Genomic DNA, 16,954 nt, shown 5'->3' with positions numbered 1-16,954 from the left:
TTAATTATTGAACTCGCTGGGCGTCGCCAGCAAAGCTTGCAGATTATCCACACCAACGCTGGGCCATAAAAAACCTTGCAGACCTAAAACACCGGCGTACCTGAGTTTATTAAAATACTCTTTTTTCTCTATTCCTCCGACGATCACGCCTTTACATAACAGGTTGATATTCTTTAACAACGAGTCGATGACCACGTCATATCCCTGATGGGTAAACAGCTGCCAGTAAAAACGCTTGTCTATCTTTACGTAGTCAAACAAACCATCGTACAACGCGGTCAGCGTGGCTTTACCGGAACCGAAATCATCGAGCCACAGCGTAAACATTTCGCTTAATCGCCGCACGCTCGGGTTGTTCTTCCCGGCCGAAAGATTCGGAAAACTCTCACTCACTTCAAATGCAATAAAAGGATATTGCCCGATCCGTTGGCACAACGCCGAATCGGAAAGAATAAGCTCAACGATGGTTTCTTCGATATTGATGGTCAACTGCACGTTGTTACCGGTAAACCAAGCCGCATGCTGCTCCGCAAGTTTCAGTTGCTCATTAAATAACTCAATCCTTTGTTCAGGCGCCAATAAATTAATCCCAATTTCGGCCGGCATGGCTAAATCACCGTCGAGACTGTTGAATCGGCTCAACATTTCCACCGCCAACAGCCCACCCTCCATTGAGTAAACAGGTTGAAAAACATAGCTACTAATAAAGTCAGCTTCGAGTTGGATGTTCATTTTAATGCCACAGGATGAATGGCTAGCGTATCATCGTATATCAATATATTTTATCGATCAATCCCTCTGGGATTAATCGGAAATATCAATGTAAATACCCATGAAATATCATTTAATTGATAGATTAAAGCTATACGACAATCGTGAAAGGCGCAAAGAAAAGCAGCCTAACTTATGCCATGGCGCCCGCCAAACGCGTTATGTGAAAAGGTATTTGGCTTAAGTGGAATGGATTGACGGCCAAATTTGACTTATCTCCTTTGTTTTATTTAAGAAAAATCTTAAATAAAGTAAAATAATCTTCCCGCCTTAACGCCGATTTTTCCTGCCGTTAACGATGACTGATTAAATTTAATAACGCATCAATTCCGCCCGTTATTCTCAGCATTGAAAACGCAAAAAAATGCCCACCTTGATTTTCAGAAAATCTGCGCTACCGCCGTGCAAAACGTCGATTTCAGCGATAAAAAAAGGGATGAGCACGCTCATCCCTTCATCACCAGGCCTTCGCTAACGGATCGTTTCACTCAGCCATTGCCGCAGTTCGGCTAATTCGGCCGCCTGCTGCGGATAATCCTCCATTAGTCGGTCACAGCAGGCGGCAACGGGCTCGCTTCGATACGGGCAGCCCACCAGCATATCCGCCAGCCGCTGCAGCGGGGCGGGATTAAGGCTGTCGGTGAACACCTGCGCGCGAACGATAGCCCCCTTCTCCACATCGAAGAACAGGTCTACGCCGCCCCAGACAAAGCGCTCGTTAAGCAAGTGGCTGAACGCCGGCGCCTTGCCGAAATTCCATTCCCAGCTGCTTTGTTTGGCGAACTGCGCGGCAAAATCGGGCAGATCGGGGAACACGTCCGGCGAAATGATCTCCGGCTCGGCCGTTTCGCCATAGTGAGCGAAGAAAGCCTGCACGATGGCGTCGCATACCTGCTCATGGCTGATGCCCGGCAAAAACTCCGCCAGATTGGCGACGCGTGAACGCACCGAGGTGATGCCCTTGGCCTGCAGCTTTTTGGGATCGGGATTGAGGTAGTCCGCCAGCCGCTCCAGATCGGCGTTCAGCAGCAGCGTGCCGTGGTGGAAACCGCGATCCTGGGTTTCTCGATAGGCCGAGCCGGATATTTTACGCGGCCCGTCGGCGGTTTCCATCACCAGATCGTTGCGCCCCGACGCGCTAGCCGCGACGCCCAGCTGCCGCAGCGCTTGCAGAATGATGTTGGTCGAGACGCTCTTGTCGTAGCCCGGCTTGCCGGCCATAAAGGTGAAGCAGGTATTGCCCAGATCGTGAAATACCGCCCCGCCGCCGCTGCTGCGCCGCGCCAGCCGAATGCCGTCCTGCTCCATGCGCCGGGTGTTGCACTCTTTCCAGGGGTTCTGCGACTGGCCAATCACCACCGTTTCGGCATTGCGCCACAGGAAGAGAATTTTTTGCGTGGTCATTTCGCGGAAGATGCACTCTTCCACCGCCAGGTTGAACCAGGGATCGTAGGAGTCGGAGATCAGTAAACGCAGGCTGTTCATGGCAGGCACCGTCCAAAACATGAGATGCCGCCATGATACACCAAATCAATGGGTTAAGGCTAAATGCGTCGCGCCTGCCAGTACACCCGCTTCCAGTAGACGTTATCGAGCGAGGAGCGGATCACTCCACGGCTGGTCGACGCGTGGATAAATTGGTCGTTGGTATCGTAAATGCCGACGTGCAGGCCGTTCTCACCGCCGCCGGTTTTGAAAAACACCAGATCGCCCGGCATCAGCTCATCGCGTGAGACCTTGGTGCCCAGCGAGGTCTGTTCTTCGGTCGAACGCGGCAGTTGCATGTCAAAACGATCGCGGAACGTGCGGTAAACAAAGCCGGAACAATCTACGCCGCCCCGATCCAGGCCGCCGTAACGGTACGGCGTACCGTACCACTGGCGCAGCTGCTCATTGAGCTGGGCCACCACCACGATAGAGTCCGCCAGGCGGCCGCTGGGCGGCGGCGCATGGCTGCTGCACCCGGCGAGGATCAAACTGGCTAATAAAAACCACACACGCATCCGCATAATATCCCTTCATTGAACACGTTGCCGCATTATGCCATCCGGTACACCACCACACCGCCTGCGAGGCAAAGCCGGCACCACGTAAGGAGAGCGCTATTTGGCGTTAATTTATCTCCCGCACGGGGAAAAAGGCAAGCGCCATAAGGGAGATAATGACAGGATCGCCGGTTTTGGCCCTATTCCGGCGATTTAGTCTCGGACTTGCTGTTAATCAGCCAGACGCCGAACAGAATAAACAGCGTGCCCAGCGTTTTCAGCAGCGTAGCGGACTCGTTGAACCACGGCAGGATCACCGCCGCCAGATAGACCAGCGCGTAACTGACGCTCAACAGAGGATAAGCGCGGTTTAACGGCAGGTGGCGCAGCGCAAAGAACCAACACAGCATCGACAGCGCATAACCGCAGATGCCGCCGCCCACCGCCAACAGCGGCAGCCAGTAGCCGCCGATCAGCGCCAACGAGACGTCGGCGAACGACATCAGCGGGATTTGCACCATGCCCCACTTCATCAGCAACTGCGCCAACGTCACCAGCAACACGCTGGCGGCGCCCCAGGCATAGCCCCTCATGAATGCACGCTCATCAGCAGGATCCCCAACATAATCGACGCTATGCCGCACCAGTGGCGGGCGGTCGTCGGCTCATGAAACAGCCAGCGCGCCGCCAGCGTCACCATCACGAAGTTCAGGCTGAGCATCGGGTAAGCCAGGCTGAGCGGCAGGCGTTGCAGCACATTGAGCCACACCGCCATGCCCAGCCCCAGCAGCAGCACCGCCAGCGCCAACCAGCGCAGCGTCAGCTTCAGCCGCGCCTCGTCCGCCCGTTCCCAACAGTGCGCCGCCTGTTTCTGGCACAGCTGCCCACCACAGGTGAGCAGGCTGACCACAATCACCAACAGAAAACCCATCATGGTTGCTGTTTATACCACATCAGCACCAGGCGGTTCATGCGATCCACCTTGTCTGCGGCGGGCAGTTCCTGCGGCAGCGCTTCGCCACGGGACAGCTGCAGCACCAGCGACACGTTCCCCTGCTTGCGCGCCTGCGCCAGCCACTGCGGGAAGTCGGCATCGCTGATCAGGTGCCCCTTGGCGTCCGGGTACTCCAGACCATAGGCCACCTCACCTTTCTGGCTGTACATCAGCACGTCGCTGCGCTTCAGCTCCCAGGCCAGGCCGGCCGCCAGCCCGACGCTGTCGCTCAACACATAGCGGCTGTCGCTCAGTTCGGCCATCGTGGCGCGGGCAAAGTTTTGCGGCAGTTTGGAATCGGTCACCTGTTGCGGGATGGCGTAACCGATCACCAGGCACAGCAGCACCGGGCAAGCCGCCGCCCAGCGCCATTGGCGGCCGTTGTCGCGTACGGACACCAGCGCGAACAGCAGCCAGCCGCCGAAGGCGATCAGGCCGAGCACCAGTTTCGGCCACTCCTGCGGAGTAAACAGATGCGCCTTCGGCAGCAGACCGGAGCTCAACACCACCAGCGCCACGATGCCGATCAGGCCGAACAGGCCGTTCAGCCAGGCGTTGGCCTTGAACAGCCTGGCGCGCAGCGTGGCGGCGTAGTCTTCCGCATAGGCGGTCATCAGCAGCGCCAGCGGGGCCATGCACGGCAGAATGTAGGTCGGCAGCTTGCCTTTGGCGATGCTGAAGAAGATCAGCGGCATCAGCGCCCAGCTCAGCAGGAAGAACAGCTCCGGACGCTGTACGCGCTCGCGCCAACCCTTGAGCAGCGCGCCAGGCAGCAGCGCCAGCCACGGCAGCACCGCCGCCAGCAGGACCGGCAGGTAATACCAGAACGGCGCCTTGTGCTGGGCGTTATCTTCGGCGAAACGCTGAATATGCTCGACCCAGAAGAAGTAATTCCAGAAATCGGGTTCGCGTTGCGCGATCGCCAGCGCCCACGGCAGGCTGAGCAGCGTAGCGGTCACGATCGCCACCGGGCCATAGCACAGCAGATCCTTGATGCGGCGTTGCTGAATGACGATCGGGATCACCGCGATCACCGGCACCGCCAGCGCCAGGAAGCCCTTGGTCATAAAGCCCATGCCGCAGGCCAGGCCCAGCAACGCATAAGCGCCCAGCTTGCCTTTGACCGAGGTGGCTTTCAGCGTCAGGTAATAACTGACCATCGCCGCCGCCAACCACAGCGAGATCATCGGATCCAGCACGCTGTAGGTGCCGATGCTGAACACCAGCACCATCGACAGGAACATCAGCGCCGCCAGGCTGGCGCGGCGCGCATTGCGCCACATCAGCATCGCCAGCGCGAACACCAGCAGCGCGGTCATGCCGGTGCTGAACACCGAGCCGAAACGCACCGCAAAGTTGCTTTCGCCAAACAGCCACTGGCTGATGTTATTGAACCAGTAACCCGCCACCGGCTTTTCGAAATAGCGCAACCCCAGCAGGTGCGGCACGACCCAATCGCCGCGCTGCAGCATTTCACGGCTGATCTCGGCATAACGCGTCTCATCCGGCTGCCACAGCAGGCGGCCGTTAAGCGGGATCAGGTAAACCAGAGCAAAAAAAACGGCCAGCACAATGGCCCAGGTTCCTTTTAGCGCCTTCATGTAACGTCCTTCACATCGGTTTGACAGCCCAGCCAACCTTCGCGGCCGGGGAAAGGAGCGCGCTTGATGCGGCCCAACGGCAGTGACGCCAAATCTTGCGGTAACAGCGCGCTCAGCGGACAGAATTCGATGCCCTGCCGCTGTGCGCGTTGCAATAACTGTTCGAACATCGCCACCTGCGACATGCCTTCCACTTCGGTGTGAATGGTGTACACCGGTACGCCGCGATCGTTCTCGATGGCACGCAGAATATAGTCGTTGAAGTCGGCCATGCTGACTTCGCTGCCAATCACTTCATCGAAGGTCGGCAGCGTCACCGGGATCTGCACCGTACCGTGGCGCCCGTCGCTCAATACCGGACGGAACGGATGGGTGCCGCGGCAATCGCTGTTGTAATGGAAGCCGAAGCGTTGTTTGACCTCCAGCACGCGCGTATCGGCGCGCCAGCCCGCCACGGCGGAGCATTTCACCGGCTGGCCGGTGCTGGCGCTCAGGGCGTCGACGCCCCGCTGCACCTGTTCGGTCAGCTGGGCGTCGCTCCACTTGCCGACCTTGGCCTGCCACCCCTGGTGATCCCAGGCGTGCAGCCCGACTTCATGGCCGGCTTCGGCGGTGCGCTTCATCAGCGGCCCCAGCGCGCGTGAAATGTTGCGCCCCGGCCAGGCGGTGCCGGCCAGCAGAATGTCCAGACCGTACAGCGAGGCGGCGTTCGAACGCAGCATTTTCCACAAAAATTTCGGACGCAAAAGGCGCCAAAGATGGCGCCCCATGTTGTCCGGTCCCACGCTGAAGAAGAAGCTGGCCTGAATGTCGTACTTTTCGAACAGATCCAGCAACTGCGGCACCCCTTCACGGGTGCCGCTGAAGGTATCTACATCAACCCGCAGACCGACTTTCTTCATGCACCGTTCCCTTCCTGAACGGTAGTGCGCAGGAAGTAGTCCAGCGTATCGGCGATGGTTTGCTTCATCTCGATGGTCGGCTGCCAGCCCAGCAGGCGGTGAGCATTTTTGATGCTCGGCGTGCGGTGCTCGACGTCCTGATACCCTTTACCGTAGTAGCTGCTGCTCTCCACGTCCTTGAAGCCGGCAAACGGCGGGAAGCGGTCGCGCAGCGGATGGTTGTTGAAGCTTTCCAGCAGCATTTCTGCCAGTTCGCGGATGCTCGCTTCGTTGGTCGGGTTGCCGATGTTGACGATCTGGCCGTCGCACAGGCCGTCGCGGTTCTCGATGATGCGGAACAGCGCTTCGATGCCGTCGTTGATGTCGGTGAAGCAACGTTTCTGCGCGCCACCGTCCATCAGTTTGATCGGCGAACCTTCCACCAGGTTGAGGATCAGCTGGGTGATGGCACGGGAAGAGCCGATACGCGCCGCGTCCAGGTTATCCAGGCGCGGCCCCATCCAGTTGAACGGACGGAACAGCGTGAACTTCAGACCTTCTTTGGCGCCGTAAGCCCAGATCACCCGATCCAGCAGCTGCTTGGAGACCGAATAGATCCAGCGCTGCTTGTTGATCGGCCCAACGATCAGGCGCGAATGGTCTTCGTCGAACTCTTTGTCGTCGCACATGCCGTACACTTCAGAGGTGGACGGGAAGATGATGCGCTTGTTGTATTTCACGCAGTCGCGAACGATCTTCAGGTTCTCTTCGAAGTCCAGCTCGAACACGCGCAGCGGGTTACGGGTGTATTCGATCGGCGTCGCGATCGCCACCAGCGGCAGCACCACGTCGCATTTCTTGATGTGATACTCGATCCACTCGGAGTGGATGCTGATGTCGCCTTCCACGAAGTGGAAGCGCGGATTGTCGAGGAAGCGGCTGATGGCGTCAGAGCCGATATCCAGACCGTAGATGTCGTAGCGATCGTCGCGCAGCAGGCGCTCGGTCAGGTGGTTGCCGATGAAGCCGTTGACCCCGAGGATCAGTACGCGGGTGCGGCGTTTCATCGCGGCGTTCGGCTTGGCGGCCAAACGCACGTCGGTGACGATGCCCATTTCCTGCGCCAGGCGGCTGCCCTGCACGTACAGACCGCTGTCGTTTTGACCGGCGACGATCTCCAGCGCGCCTTCGCCACAGGCGATGACCAGCGGCGAGGTGCTCAGCACGGTGCCCGGCTGCTTATCGTGTTGGGTATCCAGCACGCGAGAGCGCCAGACGATCAGCTGGCGCTGGCCGAGGTAGCTGAACGCACCCGGGTACGGCTCGGTGACGGCGCGCACCAGGTTGTTGATCTCTTTGGCGGATTTGTGCCACAGGATCTCGCCGTCCGCCGCGCTGCGGCGGCCGAAGTAGCTGGCCTGGGACTCATCCTGCTTGGTGAAAGTGGCGGTGCCGTTCTTCAGCTTCGGCAGTTGCTCTTTCAACACGATCTGCGCGGCTTCCAGCACTTTTTTGTGCAGCGTCAGCGCGGTATCGCTGTCGGCGATGGCCACTTTTTGCTGCCCGACGATGTCGCCGGCGTCCGGGCGTTTCACCATCTTGTGCAGCGTGGCGCCGGTTTCGGTTTCGCCGTTCACCAGCGCCCAGTTCACCGGCGCACGGCCACGGTAACGCGGCAGCAGCGAACCATGCAGATTGAAACCGCCCTGCGGTGCCAGCGACAGGATCTCGTCGCTCAGCATGTGGCGGTAATAGAACGAGAAGATCACGTCCGGCTGCAGTGCGCGAATGCGGTCAACCCACAGCGGGTGGTTTACGTCCTCTGGCGCATAGACTGGCAGATCCAATTCGGCGCCCAAACGGGCCACGGAGGAGAAGAAGTTGTTCTCGCCAGGGTCGTCGGTGTGCGTGAACACGGCCTGCACGTCATAACCCGCCTCAGTCAGCGCTTTCAGACCGGCGCAGCCAATATCATGGTAAGCAAATACAATAGCTTTCATCATTCTTCTTCCTGAGTATTGTGGCCCTGCTGTGCACCGACCACTTTCTGAACAAAATAGCGAGGACGCGCGCGCACGTCGGTATAGATGCGGCCGATGTATTCACCCAGCAGCCCCATGCCGACAAACTGGGCGCCGATAAAGGTGAACAGGACGGCGAAAAGGGTGAACACGCCGCCGGCGGCCCATTCAGGGCCGAGCAGCAGACGCAGCGCTATCAGCACCAGCGCCAGCACAAACCCGGACAGCGCCACGATGCTGCCGACCACGCTGAGCAAACGCAGCGGCGTGGTGGTCAGGCAGGTGATCAGGTCATACATCAGGTTGATCAACTTCATCAGGCTGTACTTGGAGTCACCAAACTCGCGTTCGGCGTGACGCACGTCGATCTCGGTCGTGCGGCGGGCGAAGGTATTCGCCAGGATCGGGATAAAGGTGCTACGCTCATGGCAGTGCAGCATCGCCTCAACGATATGACGACGGTAGGCGCGCAGCATGCAGCCGTAGTCCCCCATCGACTTGCCGGTGGCGCGTTGAATCATCATGTTGATCACGCGCGAGGCGCTTTTGCGGAACCAGGAGTCCTGACGGTTGGCGCGCACGGTGCCCACCACGTCATAGCCCTCTTCCGCCACGCTGACCAGCCGTGGGATCTCCTCCGGCGGGTTCTGCAGATCGGCGTCCAGCGTAATCACCAGATCGCCGGTCACCTGATTGAAGCCGGCCATAATGGCCGAGTGCTGGCCATAGTTGCGGTTCAGCAAGACGGCGATCACGTGGCTATCCGGCTTTTCCGCCGCCGCAGTCAGCATGTCAGCGGAGTTGTCGCTGCTGCCATCGTCGACGAGGATGATTTCATAAGGTTGAGATAACTGCTTACAGGCGGCAGTAGTCCGCTCCAGCAACGCCGGCAGGCTTTCCTGCTCGTTGTATACCGGGATGACTACCGAGACTTTTTTAATCGGTTCAACGCGAGGCACGTAAAGACTCCACAACAGAAGACAAGGCATTGACCACGCGATCCACGTCGGCGTCGGTCATATCAGGGAATAGCGGTAAGGTGCACAGCCGCGCCGAGTTCCATTCGGTATTCGGCAAAGAAAGCTGCGGATAACGCTCACGGTAGAATTTCTGAGTATGCGCGGCGCGGAAATGCAGCCCAGTGCCGACGCCAACCTCTTTCAGGCGCTCCATCAGCTGGTCGCGATCGATGCCGCAACGCGCGGGATCGACGCGAACCATAAACAGGTGCCAGGCGTGATCATGCGGATAATCCGGCACGCCCAACGGTTGGAACGGCGAGCCTTCCAGCGCGCTCAGGTAGCGCTGTGCCAGCGCCTTACGGCGCGCGTTCAGCTCAGCAAAGCGCGACAGCTGCACCACGGCGATCGCCGCATGAATGTCGGACAGGTTGTATTTGTAACCCGGCTCGACCACTTCGGCCTGCGGTTTACGGCCAAGCTGCTGGCGATCGAAGGCATCGACGGCCAGACCGTGGAACTTCAGGCAACGCAGGCGATCCGCCAGCGCATCGTCGTCGGTGGCGATCAGGCCGCCTTCGGCGCAGGTCACGTTTTTAATCGCGTGGAAAGAGAAAATCGCCGTGCCGCGTGCGCCGACCCATTCGCCGTTGTAGCGCGTGCCGACCGCGTGGGCGGCGTCTTCGATCAGCGGCAAGCGATGGCGTGCGGCTACGGCGCGCAGCGCATCCATTTGCAGGGGAGCACCGGCATAATGCACCGGAACAATCGCTTTGGTGTTCGGGGTGATGGCAGCCTCGACATCGGCGGCGCTGACCATCAACGTATCACGGTCAACGTCGATCATCACCGGCGTGGCGCCCAGCAGCTCGATCATGTTGAGGGTGGAGACCCAGGTTTGCGAAGGGGTGATGACTTCGTCGCCGGGGCCGATGCCCAGCGCCATCAGCGTGATGTGCATGCCCGCCGTGGCGGAACTGACGGCGATGGCGTGCTTACAGCCGAAAGTGGAGCAGAAGTCGCTTTCCAGTTGCTGGTTTTGCGGCCCGGTGGTGATCCAACCGGAACGCAACACTTTCTCTACCGCGGCGATTTCTTCATCGCCGATGGCCGGACGAGAGAAAGGCAAAAATTGATCCATAGTTAACCCCAAACGTATCGAGCTGCTTTTGATGACACTGTAAATCCCTTTCGTTTAACGAATATTAAACGCCAGAGAAGAATCGTTTCCGTGGATTAACTGACAATGTAAGGCCGCAAGCTTAACTAAACCTTAAGACGAGACGTGTCATCAGTGGGAGAACTGATGGATAGGTGCCGTCATCATTAATTTAAATTTACTATGAAAATCAATTTATTATATATATTAATAATTATTTACTTATTTTATTTTTGCCGAATCAAGCCTAGCACGTCATTGACGTTTTTCAATAAAACCCACGATAAAATGAGCGGTGGAACAATAATAGCCGATGATTACCCGGCTATTTATATTCACTACGTTTAGTTTTCGTTTACATTTATGCTGCCGGGACGAATTAAGCCGTGCGCGTCATGATCCAACGCTGGTTCCCCACCCATTGCAGGTGAAAATCCACTTCATAGATCTGCGACAACAGGTCGGGCGCCATCACCTCACGGGTGATGCCCTGCGCGACCAGCTGCCCAGCGTGCAGCAACCAAACCCGATCGGCCTGCTGCAGGGTATGATTCAGATCGTGCGCGCACACCAGCGCGCTGCGCCCACTTTGGCAGAATTCGCGCAGCAGGCGATCCAGCGCGACCTTTTGCGCCACATCCAGGCTATTGGTCGGTTCATCCAGCAACAACAACCGGCTGTGCGGATTGACGCTGGGCCACACCTGCAGCAACACCGCCGCCAGCCGCACCCGCTGCCATTCGCCACCGGAAAGCTGCGTCAACGTGCGTGACAGCTTATCCACCAGCTTCAACCGCTGGCATAGATAGAGAATGGCGTGCTCCACCTCGGTTTGCGCCGCGCCGGCAGGCCGGTGCAACGCCAAATACTGAAACACCGGCATCAGCGACACCGGCGGCTGTTGCTGGCTGAGATAACCACGTCGGCGCGCCAGCTCGCTCCCCGGATAATCGGCCAACGCGCGTCCGTCCAGGCAGATTTCGCCCAGCCCCGGCAGCATGCCCGCCACCCGCGCCAACAGGGTGCTCTTCCCTGCACCATTGGGGCCGATCAGGTGAACCTGCAACCCGCCGTCAATCTGTGCCGAAAAAGGCGCCAGGCGCCCCGCCACCCCAACCTCAACGAGTTGCAGCATCTGTCTTATCCTGCCAGCGCTTGTTTCACTGCCGCCACCAGCGCCGGATCTTCCGGCGTAGTGTCAGGCGAGAAGCGCTGGATCACCGTGCCGTCGCGCGCGATCAGGAATTTCTCGAAGTTCCACAGAATATCGCCGGTGTGCTTCGGCGCACGCCCTTTGCTGGTCATCCGCGCCAGAAACTCGCTGCCCTGCGGTGCGACAGCCTCCGGCTGTGCGGCAATCAGCGCCTGGTACAGCGGATGACGGCGTTCGCCGTTCACCTCAATCTTGGCGAACATCGGGAATTGCACGCCGAAGGTGCCACGGCAAAACGCCAGGATCTCTTCGTTGCTGCCCGGCTCCTGGCCCAGGAATTCATTGGACGGGAACCCGAGGACTTCCAGCCCTTGATCGCGGTAGGCTTCGTACAGCGCTTCCAGCCCTTCGTACTGTTTGGTCAGGCCGCACTCCGAGGCCACGTTGACCACCAGCAACACCTTACCCCGGTAGGCGCCCAGCGTGGTCGGCTGATTTTCAATGGTTTGTAACGGCAGGTTGTCGATTGGCTTGCTCATCGGTTGTCATCCTTTGGTTTTTTAATGGCAGGTGAATGAAGAGAACTACCTTACGCCTTTTGCCCGGGTCAGTAACCAGATAAATAGCGGCGCCCCCAGCGTGGCGGTCACCACGCCGATCGGCAGCTCGGCCGCCAGCAGCGCAATGCGGGCAACCACATCGGCCACCAGCAACACCCCGGCCCCGGCCAGCGCGCAGGCCGGCAACAGATAGCGTTGGTCGGTCAGGCCGATAAGCCGCAAAATATGCGGGATCACCAACCCAACGAAGCCAATCACCCCGGCGAGCGCCACGCTGACGCCGACCAGCCAGCCGATCGCCAGCACCAGCAGGTTACGCCACAGATGCAGCGACAGCCCTAGTTGCCGCGCTTGTACCTCGCCCAGCGCCATCAGGTTGAGCGCTTTGCCCTGGCCACACAGCCACAGCAGCACCGGCAGCAGCGCCAGCACCAGCCACTTTTGGCGCCAGTCGACCCCGCCGAAACCGCCCATCATCCAGTACATCAGCTGCCGCAGATCGAGGCTGGTGCTGAAATAGACCGCCCAGGTCATCAGCGCGCTGCACACGATGCCCAGCGCCACGCCGACCAGCAACAGCCGCGCATTGGTCAGACGTCGGCGGCGAGCGAAGCCCAGCAACAAGAAGGTCATCGCCAGCGCACCGGCTATCGCGGCGGCGCTCATCAGCGCCACCGGCAACAACCCCTGCCCCAACAACACCGTCAGCACCAGCGCTACGCCGGCGCCGTTAGCGACGCCCAGCAGACCGGGCTCCGCCAGCGGGTTTTCAAACAGCGCCTGCATTACCGCGCCCGCCACCGCCAGGGCGGCGCCGACCAGCATCACCGCCAGCGCGCGCGGCAAACGCAGTTGCCAGACGAACAGTTGCGCCCGATCGCTGAACCACTCTGACGGCCATATCCATTGGTCGCCGGCGCAAAGGCTGAACAGCAACGCCACCGCCACGCCCAGCGCCAACAGACCGATCTGGCGTTTATCGCGGTAGCGTTGATGTTGCAACAATAAGGTGAAGGTACGGCTGGTTGGCATGGCGCGGCGGTTCCCTGCCGGCCGCTGTCGTGGCCGGATAATTGACGTTTGAGTCGAATATTAGGGGGTTAACGCCGCAAGGGGAAGCCTTGCGTGGATGATGACGCAGGAAAGCAGCGGCTGGCCTTGCCCGTCATCGCAACGATGATGGCAAAACCAGCCGCCGATAAACTCAGGGTTAACGATGCGGGCCGGCGTTACCCGGTGGATAAGGCTGGCCGCGGCCGTCATCGCGGCGGTCGGAGGCACCGCGATCGTCATGATTGCGCTCGTGGTCGCGATTATCGCGATCGCCGCGGAACGGATTGCCGCTGCGTACCGGCTCACGGTGATCGTAGCCACGCGGCGGCGATGGCTGCCAGCGGCCGCCGTCCCAGTACATGCCGCGCGCATTGCGCTCACCCAGACCGCGGCCCTGATGCGCATGCCACCACTGCGGTGGACGCCAGTCGTAACCATCCCAGTAGTAGCCGCGACGGTCCTGATCCCCCAGATGCAGAGAAACGCCCGGCACATTGATATCGACAGAGACATCGGCCTGCGCCGCCAGCGGCAGCAACAGCGGGAAACACACCAGCAACAGGATCTTTTTCATTTTGCCTTCTCACTCTATTTTTCTTGCTGCAGTGGTTATATCAGCGCGTTTATTTAACCACTATCTCACCGATGCCTATTTTCAGATTGTTTTCGACGGCCTTACACAATCCCTACACTGTTTGCCCTCGCCTTTAATTATCATAATCGCTGACAAGGCTTAACGAATAACTGACGGCTCTCAAGCGGCGCGGCAATTATAATTAAGCGAGTTTCCATCGGAGGATAATAAGATGATTAAACGTATAGGCAGCCTGCTGGCCGTTGTGGCCCTGGCCGCGAGCCTCAGCGCCTGCTGCTGGGGCCCACACTGGGGCGGCGGCCACCGTGGCGATGGCCCTGGCCATTATCACGGCCGTTATTGAAGCGAAAAAAACGCCACTCACCAAATAAGAGTTAAGAATATTCCGCAATTGAGATTAAATAAATTTTTCCGTAGCGCTTGAGCGCAGAATTTTAATTCTTACATTGCCCATTAGGAATAAACTGAATTTTATGCCAAAAAAGAAAAAGGCCGCGCAAGCGGCCTTTTTTGATATCACACGTCACTCACCCTTTCGGGCTGGCGTTTTCTACCCGGCTTTTCAGCTTCTGCCCCGGACGGAAGGTCACCACGCGGCGCGCCGTAATCGGAATGTCTTCGCCGGTCTTCGGGTTACGCCCCGGACGTTGGTTCTTGTCACGCAGATCAAAGTTGCCAAAACCCGACAGTTTTACCTGTTCGCCATTCTCAAGGGCCCGACGGACCTCTTCAAAGAACAGTTCCACCAGGTCTTTGGCGTCCCGTTTGCTAAGCCCAAGCTTCTCAAACAGGTGTTCTGACATTTCAGCTTTAGTAAGCGCCATAGGTTCAATCCCTCAAGGATGCTTGGAATCGCTGTTTTAGAGCCTCTACGCATTTTGCAACGGTAGCGGCTATCTCCTCTTCTTCCAGTGTACGAGCGGTATCCTGCAATACCAGACTGATAGCCAGGCTCTTGTCACCTTCTGCCACGCCCTTGCCACGGTACACGTCAAACAAGTTTACGCCAACTACCTGATTTGCGCCAACTTTCTTACACTCGGCCAAAATATCTTCTGCGGGGACGTTTTCAGCCACCACAACGGCGATATCACGGCGGTTTGCCGGGAAGCGCGAAATCTCCCGCGCCTGAGGCACGGCGCGGCTCGCAAGCTTGTTCCACTCCAGTTCAAACACCACGGTGCGGCCGTTAAGATCCAGTTTACGTTCAAGTTCCGGGTGAATCACACCGATGAAACCTACGCGTTCGCCGTGCAAATAAATCGCCGCACTCTGCCCTGGATGCAGGGCCGGATTGGCTTCCGCCCGGAACTGAATTTCGGATAATTTACCGGTCAGTTCGAGGACAGACTCCAGATCCCCTTTTAAATCATAGAAGTCGACGGGCTTGCGCGCCAGATCCCAATGCTCATCGTGCGTATGGCCGGCGATCACGCCTGCCAGCATGACGTCCTGACGAATCCCCAGATCTGCCGCACTATCAGGCACAAAGCGCAGGCCGCTTTCGAACAGGCGCAGACGCGTCTGCTGACGGTTCTGGTTATACACCACCGCGGACAGCAAACCGGTCCACAACGACAGGCGCATCGCCGACATCTCGACCGAAATCGGGCTCGGCAGGATCAGCGCTTCTTCATTCGGGTGCAGCAGCGCCTGCACTTTCGGATCGACGAAGCTGTAGGTGATCGCTTCCTGGTAGCCGTGATCGACCAGCATGGTCTTCACGCGCTTGAGCGTCAGATCGGCTTCGCGATGCTGGGTCATCACCAGATCGGCGCGCACCGGCACATCCGGGATGTTGTCGTAGCCGTAAACGCGCGCCACTTCTTCCACCAGATCCTCTTCGATTTCCATATCGAAACGCCAGCTCGGCGCGACCGCTTGCCAGCTGTCGCCCTGCTCGGTCACCTGGCAGCCCAGGCGGCGCAGAATGTCGCTGACCTGCTCGCTCGGTACCACGTGGCCGATCAGACGATCCAGCTTCTCGCGGCGCAGCGTGATGGTGGCACGCTTCGGCAGTTCGTTTTCGTGGGTTACGTCGATAACCGGGCCGGCCTGGCCGCCGCAGATGTCGAGCAGCAGGCGCGTGGCGCGCTCCATCGCTTTGTACTGCAGCGCCGGATCGACGCCGCGTTCATAGCGGTGAGACGCATCGGTGTGCAAGCCGTGACGGCGTGCGCGGCCGGTGATCGACAGCGGGCTGAAGAAGGCGCATTCCAGCAGCACGTCCTGAGTTTCCCCGTTGACGCCGGAATGCTCACCGCCGAAGATACCGCCCATCGCCAACGCTTTTTGATGATCGGCGATCACTAAGGTGTCGGCGCTCAGTTTGGCTTCGTTGCCGTCCAGCAGCGTCAGGGTTTCCCCTTCTTCCGCCATGCGCACCACGATACCGCCGTCGATGCGGCCCAGATCGAAAGCGTGCATCGGCTGGCCAAGCTCCAGCAGCACATAGTTGGTGACGTCTACCACGGCATCGATAGAACGGATGCCGCAACGACGCAGTTTTTCACGCATCCACAGCGGGCTTGGCGCCTTGACGTCGATACCTTTCACCACGCGCCCCAGATAGCGTGGGCACGCCTGCGGCGCGTCAACGCGGATCGGCAGCGTGGCGTCGATGGTGGCGGCCACCGGGCTCATGTCCGGCTCGGTCAGCGCAACCTGGTTTAGTACGCCCACGTCGCGCGCGACGCCGATGATGCCCAGGCAGTCGGCGCGGTTCGGCGTGACGCTGATCTCGATGGTGTTGTCGTTCAGTTTCAGGTAGTCACGGATGTCGGTGCCGATCGGCGCATCCAGCGGCAGCTCGATGATGCCGTCATGATCGTCGGAAATGCCCAGCTCGGAGAACGAGCACAGCATCCCTTCCGAAGGCTCGCCGCGCAGCTTGGCGGCCTTGATTTTGAAGTCGCCCGGCAGCACCGCGCCCACGGTGGCGACCGCCACTTTCAGGCCGGTACGGCAGTTTGGCGCGCCGCAGACGATGTCGAGCAGGCGTTCGCCGCCTACGTTAACCTTGGTGACGCGCAGTTTGTCGGCGTTCGGATGTTGACCGCACTCGACCACCTCGCCCACGACGACGCCGTTAAACGCGCCTGCGACCGGATCCACGCCGTCCACTTCCAGGCCGGCCATGGTGATTTGATCGGATAATGCTTCGCTGCTGATGGCCGGGTTTACCCACTCGCGCAACCAGAGTTCACTGAATTTCATGTGATA

At 59.0% G+C, this 16,954-nt stretch carries 17 protein-coding genes; 1 reads left to right on the top strand and 16 read right to left on the bottom strand.

Annotated features, from left to right (window positions below; all coding sequences use genetic code 11):
- From ACK3CV_RS11480 to ACK3CV_RS11415, 14 genes are all read right to left on the bottom strand, one after another.
- Positions 1-732: an EAL domain-containing protein gene (locus ACK3CV_RS11480; RefSeq protein WP_033646308.1), complete on the bottom strand. Its 732-nt coding sequence runs from the start codon at positions 730-732 to the stop codon at positions 1-3.
- 510 nt (positions 733-1,242) lie between these two features.
- Positions 1,243-2,256, bottom strand: a complete 1,014-nt coding sequence (gene lplA, locus ACK3CV_RS11475) for a lipoate--protein ligase (RefSeq protein ID WP_164141392.1) — start codon at positions 2,254-2,256, stop codon at positions 1,243-1,245.
- Between the two features lie 59 nt (positions 2,257-2,315).
- Positions 2,316-2,780, bottom strand: a complete 465-nt coding sequence (locus ACK3CV_RS11470; RefSeq protein WP_016927954.1) for an NlpC/P60 family protein — start codon at positions 2,778-2,780, stop codon at positions 2,316-2,318.
- Positions 2,781-2,956: 176 nt separating this feature from the next.
- Positions 2,957-3,349: a 4-amino-4-deoxy-L-arabinose-phosphoundecaprenol flippase subunit ArnF gene (gene arnF / locus ACK3CV_RS11465; RefSeq protein WP_033638346.1), complete on the bottom strand. Its 393-nt coding sequence runs from the start codon at positions 3,347-3,349 to the stop codon at positions 2,957-2,959.
- Positions 3,346-3,690, bottom strand: a complete 345-nt coding sequence (gene arnE / locus ACK3CV_RS11460) for a 4-amino-4-deoxy-L-arabinose-phosphoundecaprenol flippase subunit ArnE (RefSeq protein WP_033638345.1) — start codon at positions 3,688-3,690, stop codon at positions 3,346-3,348. Before arnE ends, arnF begins: the two co-directional genes overlap by 4 nt.
- The gene (gene arnT / locus ACK3CV_RS11455; RefSeq protein WP_164141391.1) at positions 3,687-5,351 is read right to left on the bottom strand and encodes a lipid IV(A) 4-amino-4-deoxy-L-arabinosyltransferase; all 1,665 of its coding nucleotides are present in this window, start codon (positions 5,349-5,351) and stop codon (positions 3,687-3,689) included. The genes arnE and arnT overlap by 4 nt, the downstream gene beginning before the upstream one ends.
- On the bottom strand, positions 5,348-6,253 hold the full coding sequence (arnD, locus tag ACK3CV_RS11450; RefSeq protein WP_033638341.1) for a 4-deoxy-4-formamido-L-arabinose-phosphoundecaprenol deformylase: 906 nt from the start codon (positions 6,251-6,253) through the stop codon (positions 5,348-5,350). The genes arnT and arnD overlap by 4 nt, the downstream gene beginning before the upstream one ends.
- Positions 6,250-8,232, bottom strand: a complete 1,983-nt coding sequence (gene arnA / locus ACK3CV_RS11445; protein WP_033638761.1) for a bifunctional UDP-4-amino-4-deoxy-L-arabinose formyltransferase/UDP-glucuronic acid oxidase ArnA — start codon at positions 8,230-8,232, stop codon at positions 6,250-6,252. Before arnA ends, arnD begins: the two co-directional genes overlap by 4 nt.
- Positions 8,232-9,242: an undecaprenyl-phosphate 4-deoxy-4-formamido-L-arabinose transferase gene (gene arnC / locus ACK3CV_RS11440; protein ID WP_194243198.1), complete on the bottom strand. Its 1,011-nt coding sequence runs from the start codon at positions 9,240-9,242 to the stop codon at positions 8,232-8,234. The genes arnA and arnC overlap by 1 nt, the downstream gene beginning before the upstream one ends.
- Positions 9,199-10,353, bottom strand: a complete 1,155-nt coding sequence (gene arnB, locus ACK3CV_RS11435) for a UDP-4-amino-4-deoxy-L-arabinose aminotransferase (protein WP_033638335.1) — start codon at positions 10,351-10,353, stop codon at positions 9,199-9,201. The genes arnC and arnB overlap by 44 nt, the downstream gene beginning before the upstream one ends.
- A gap of 397 nt (positions 10,354-10,750) precedes the next feature.
- A complete protein-coding gene (gene btuD / locus ACK3CV_RS11430; protein ID WP_033638333.1) occupies positions 10,751-11,506 on the bottom strand; it encodes a vitamin B12 ABC transporter ATP-binding protein BtuD in 756 nt (251 codons plus the stop codon).
- Between the two features lie 5 nt (positions 11,507-11,511).
- Positions 11,512-12,063: a glutathione peroxidase gene (locus ACK3CV_RS11425; protein WP_060387687.1), complete on the bottom strand. Its 552-nt coding sequence runs from the start codon at positions 12,061-12,063 to the stop codon at positions 11,512-11,514.
- A 45-nt stretch (positions 12,064-12,108) separates the two neighbouring features.
- A complete protein-coding gene (gene btuC / locus ACK3CV_RS11420; RefSeq protein WP_033638330.1) occupies positions 12,109-13,116 on the bottom strand; it encodes a vitamin B12 ABC transporter permease BtuC in 1,008 nt (335 codons plus the stop codon).
- A 178-nt stretch (positions 13,117-13,294) separates the two neighbouring features.
- Positions 13,295-13,711, bottom strand: a complete 417-nt coding sequence (locus ACK3CV_RS11415; protein ID WP_164141389.1) for a DUF2502 domain-containing protein — start codon at positions 13,709-13,711, stop codon at positions 13,295-13,297.
- A gap of 232 nt (positions 13,712-13,943) precedes the next feature.
- On the opposite strand from ACK3CV_RS11415, the gene ACK3CV_RS11410 reads away from it, so the two are divergent.
- Positions 13,944-14,075 carry a hypothetical protein gene (locus ACK3CV_RS11410; protein ID WP_033638327.1) on the top strand — a complete coding sequence of 44 codons (132 nt, stop codon included), beginning with the start codon at positions 13,944-13,946 and terminating at the stop codon, positions 14,073-14,075.
- A 184-nt stretch (positions 14,076-14,259) separates the two neighbouring features.
- Here ACK3CV_RS11410 and ihfA read toward each other — a convergent pair whose 3' ends face one another.
- A complete protein-coding gene (gene ihfA / locus ACK3CV_RS11405; protein ID WP_004931414.1) occupies positions 14,260-14,556 on the bottom strand; it encodes an integration host factor subunit alpha in 297 nt (98 codons plus the stop codon).
- Between the two features lie 4 nt (positions 14,557-14,560).
- Positions 14,561-16,948, bottom strand: coding sequence for a phenylalanine--tRNA ligase subunit beta (pheT, locus tag ACK3CV_RS11400; RefSeq protein WP_033653918.1), 2,388 nt, complete (start codon positions 16,946-16,948; stop codon positions 14,561-14,563).
- Positions 16,949-16,954: the final 6 nt, after the last annotated feature.

This window comes from Serratia sp. TSO36, from assembly GCF_057808395.1.
The sequence above is the reverse complement of the archived record's forward strand: the minus strand, read 5'-3'. Positions and strand labels throughout refer to the sequence as shown.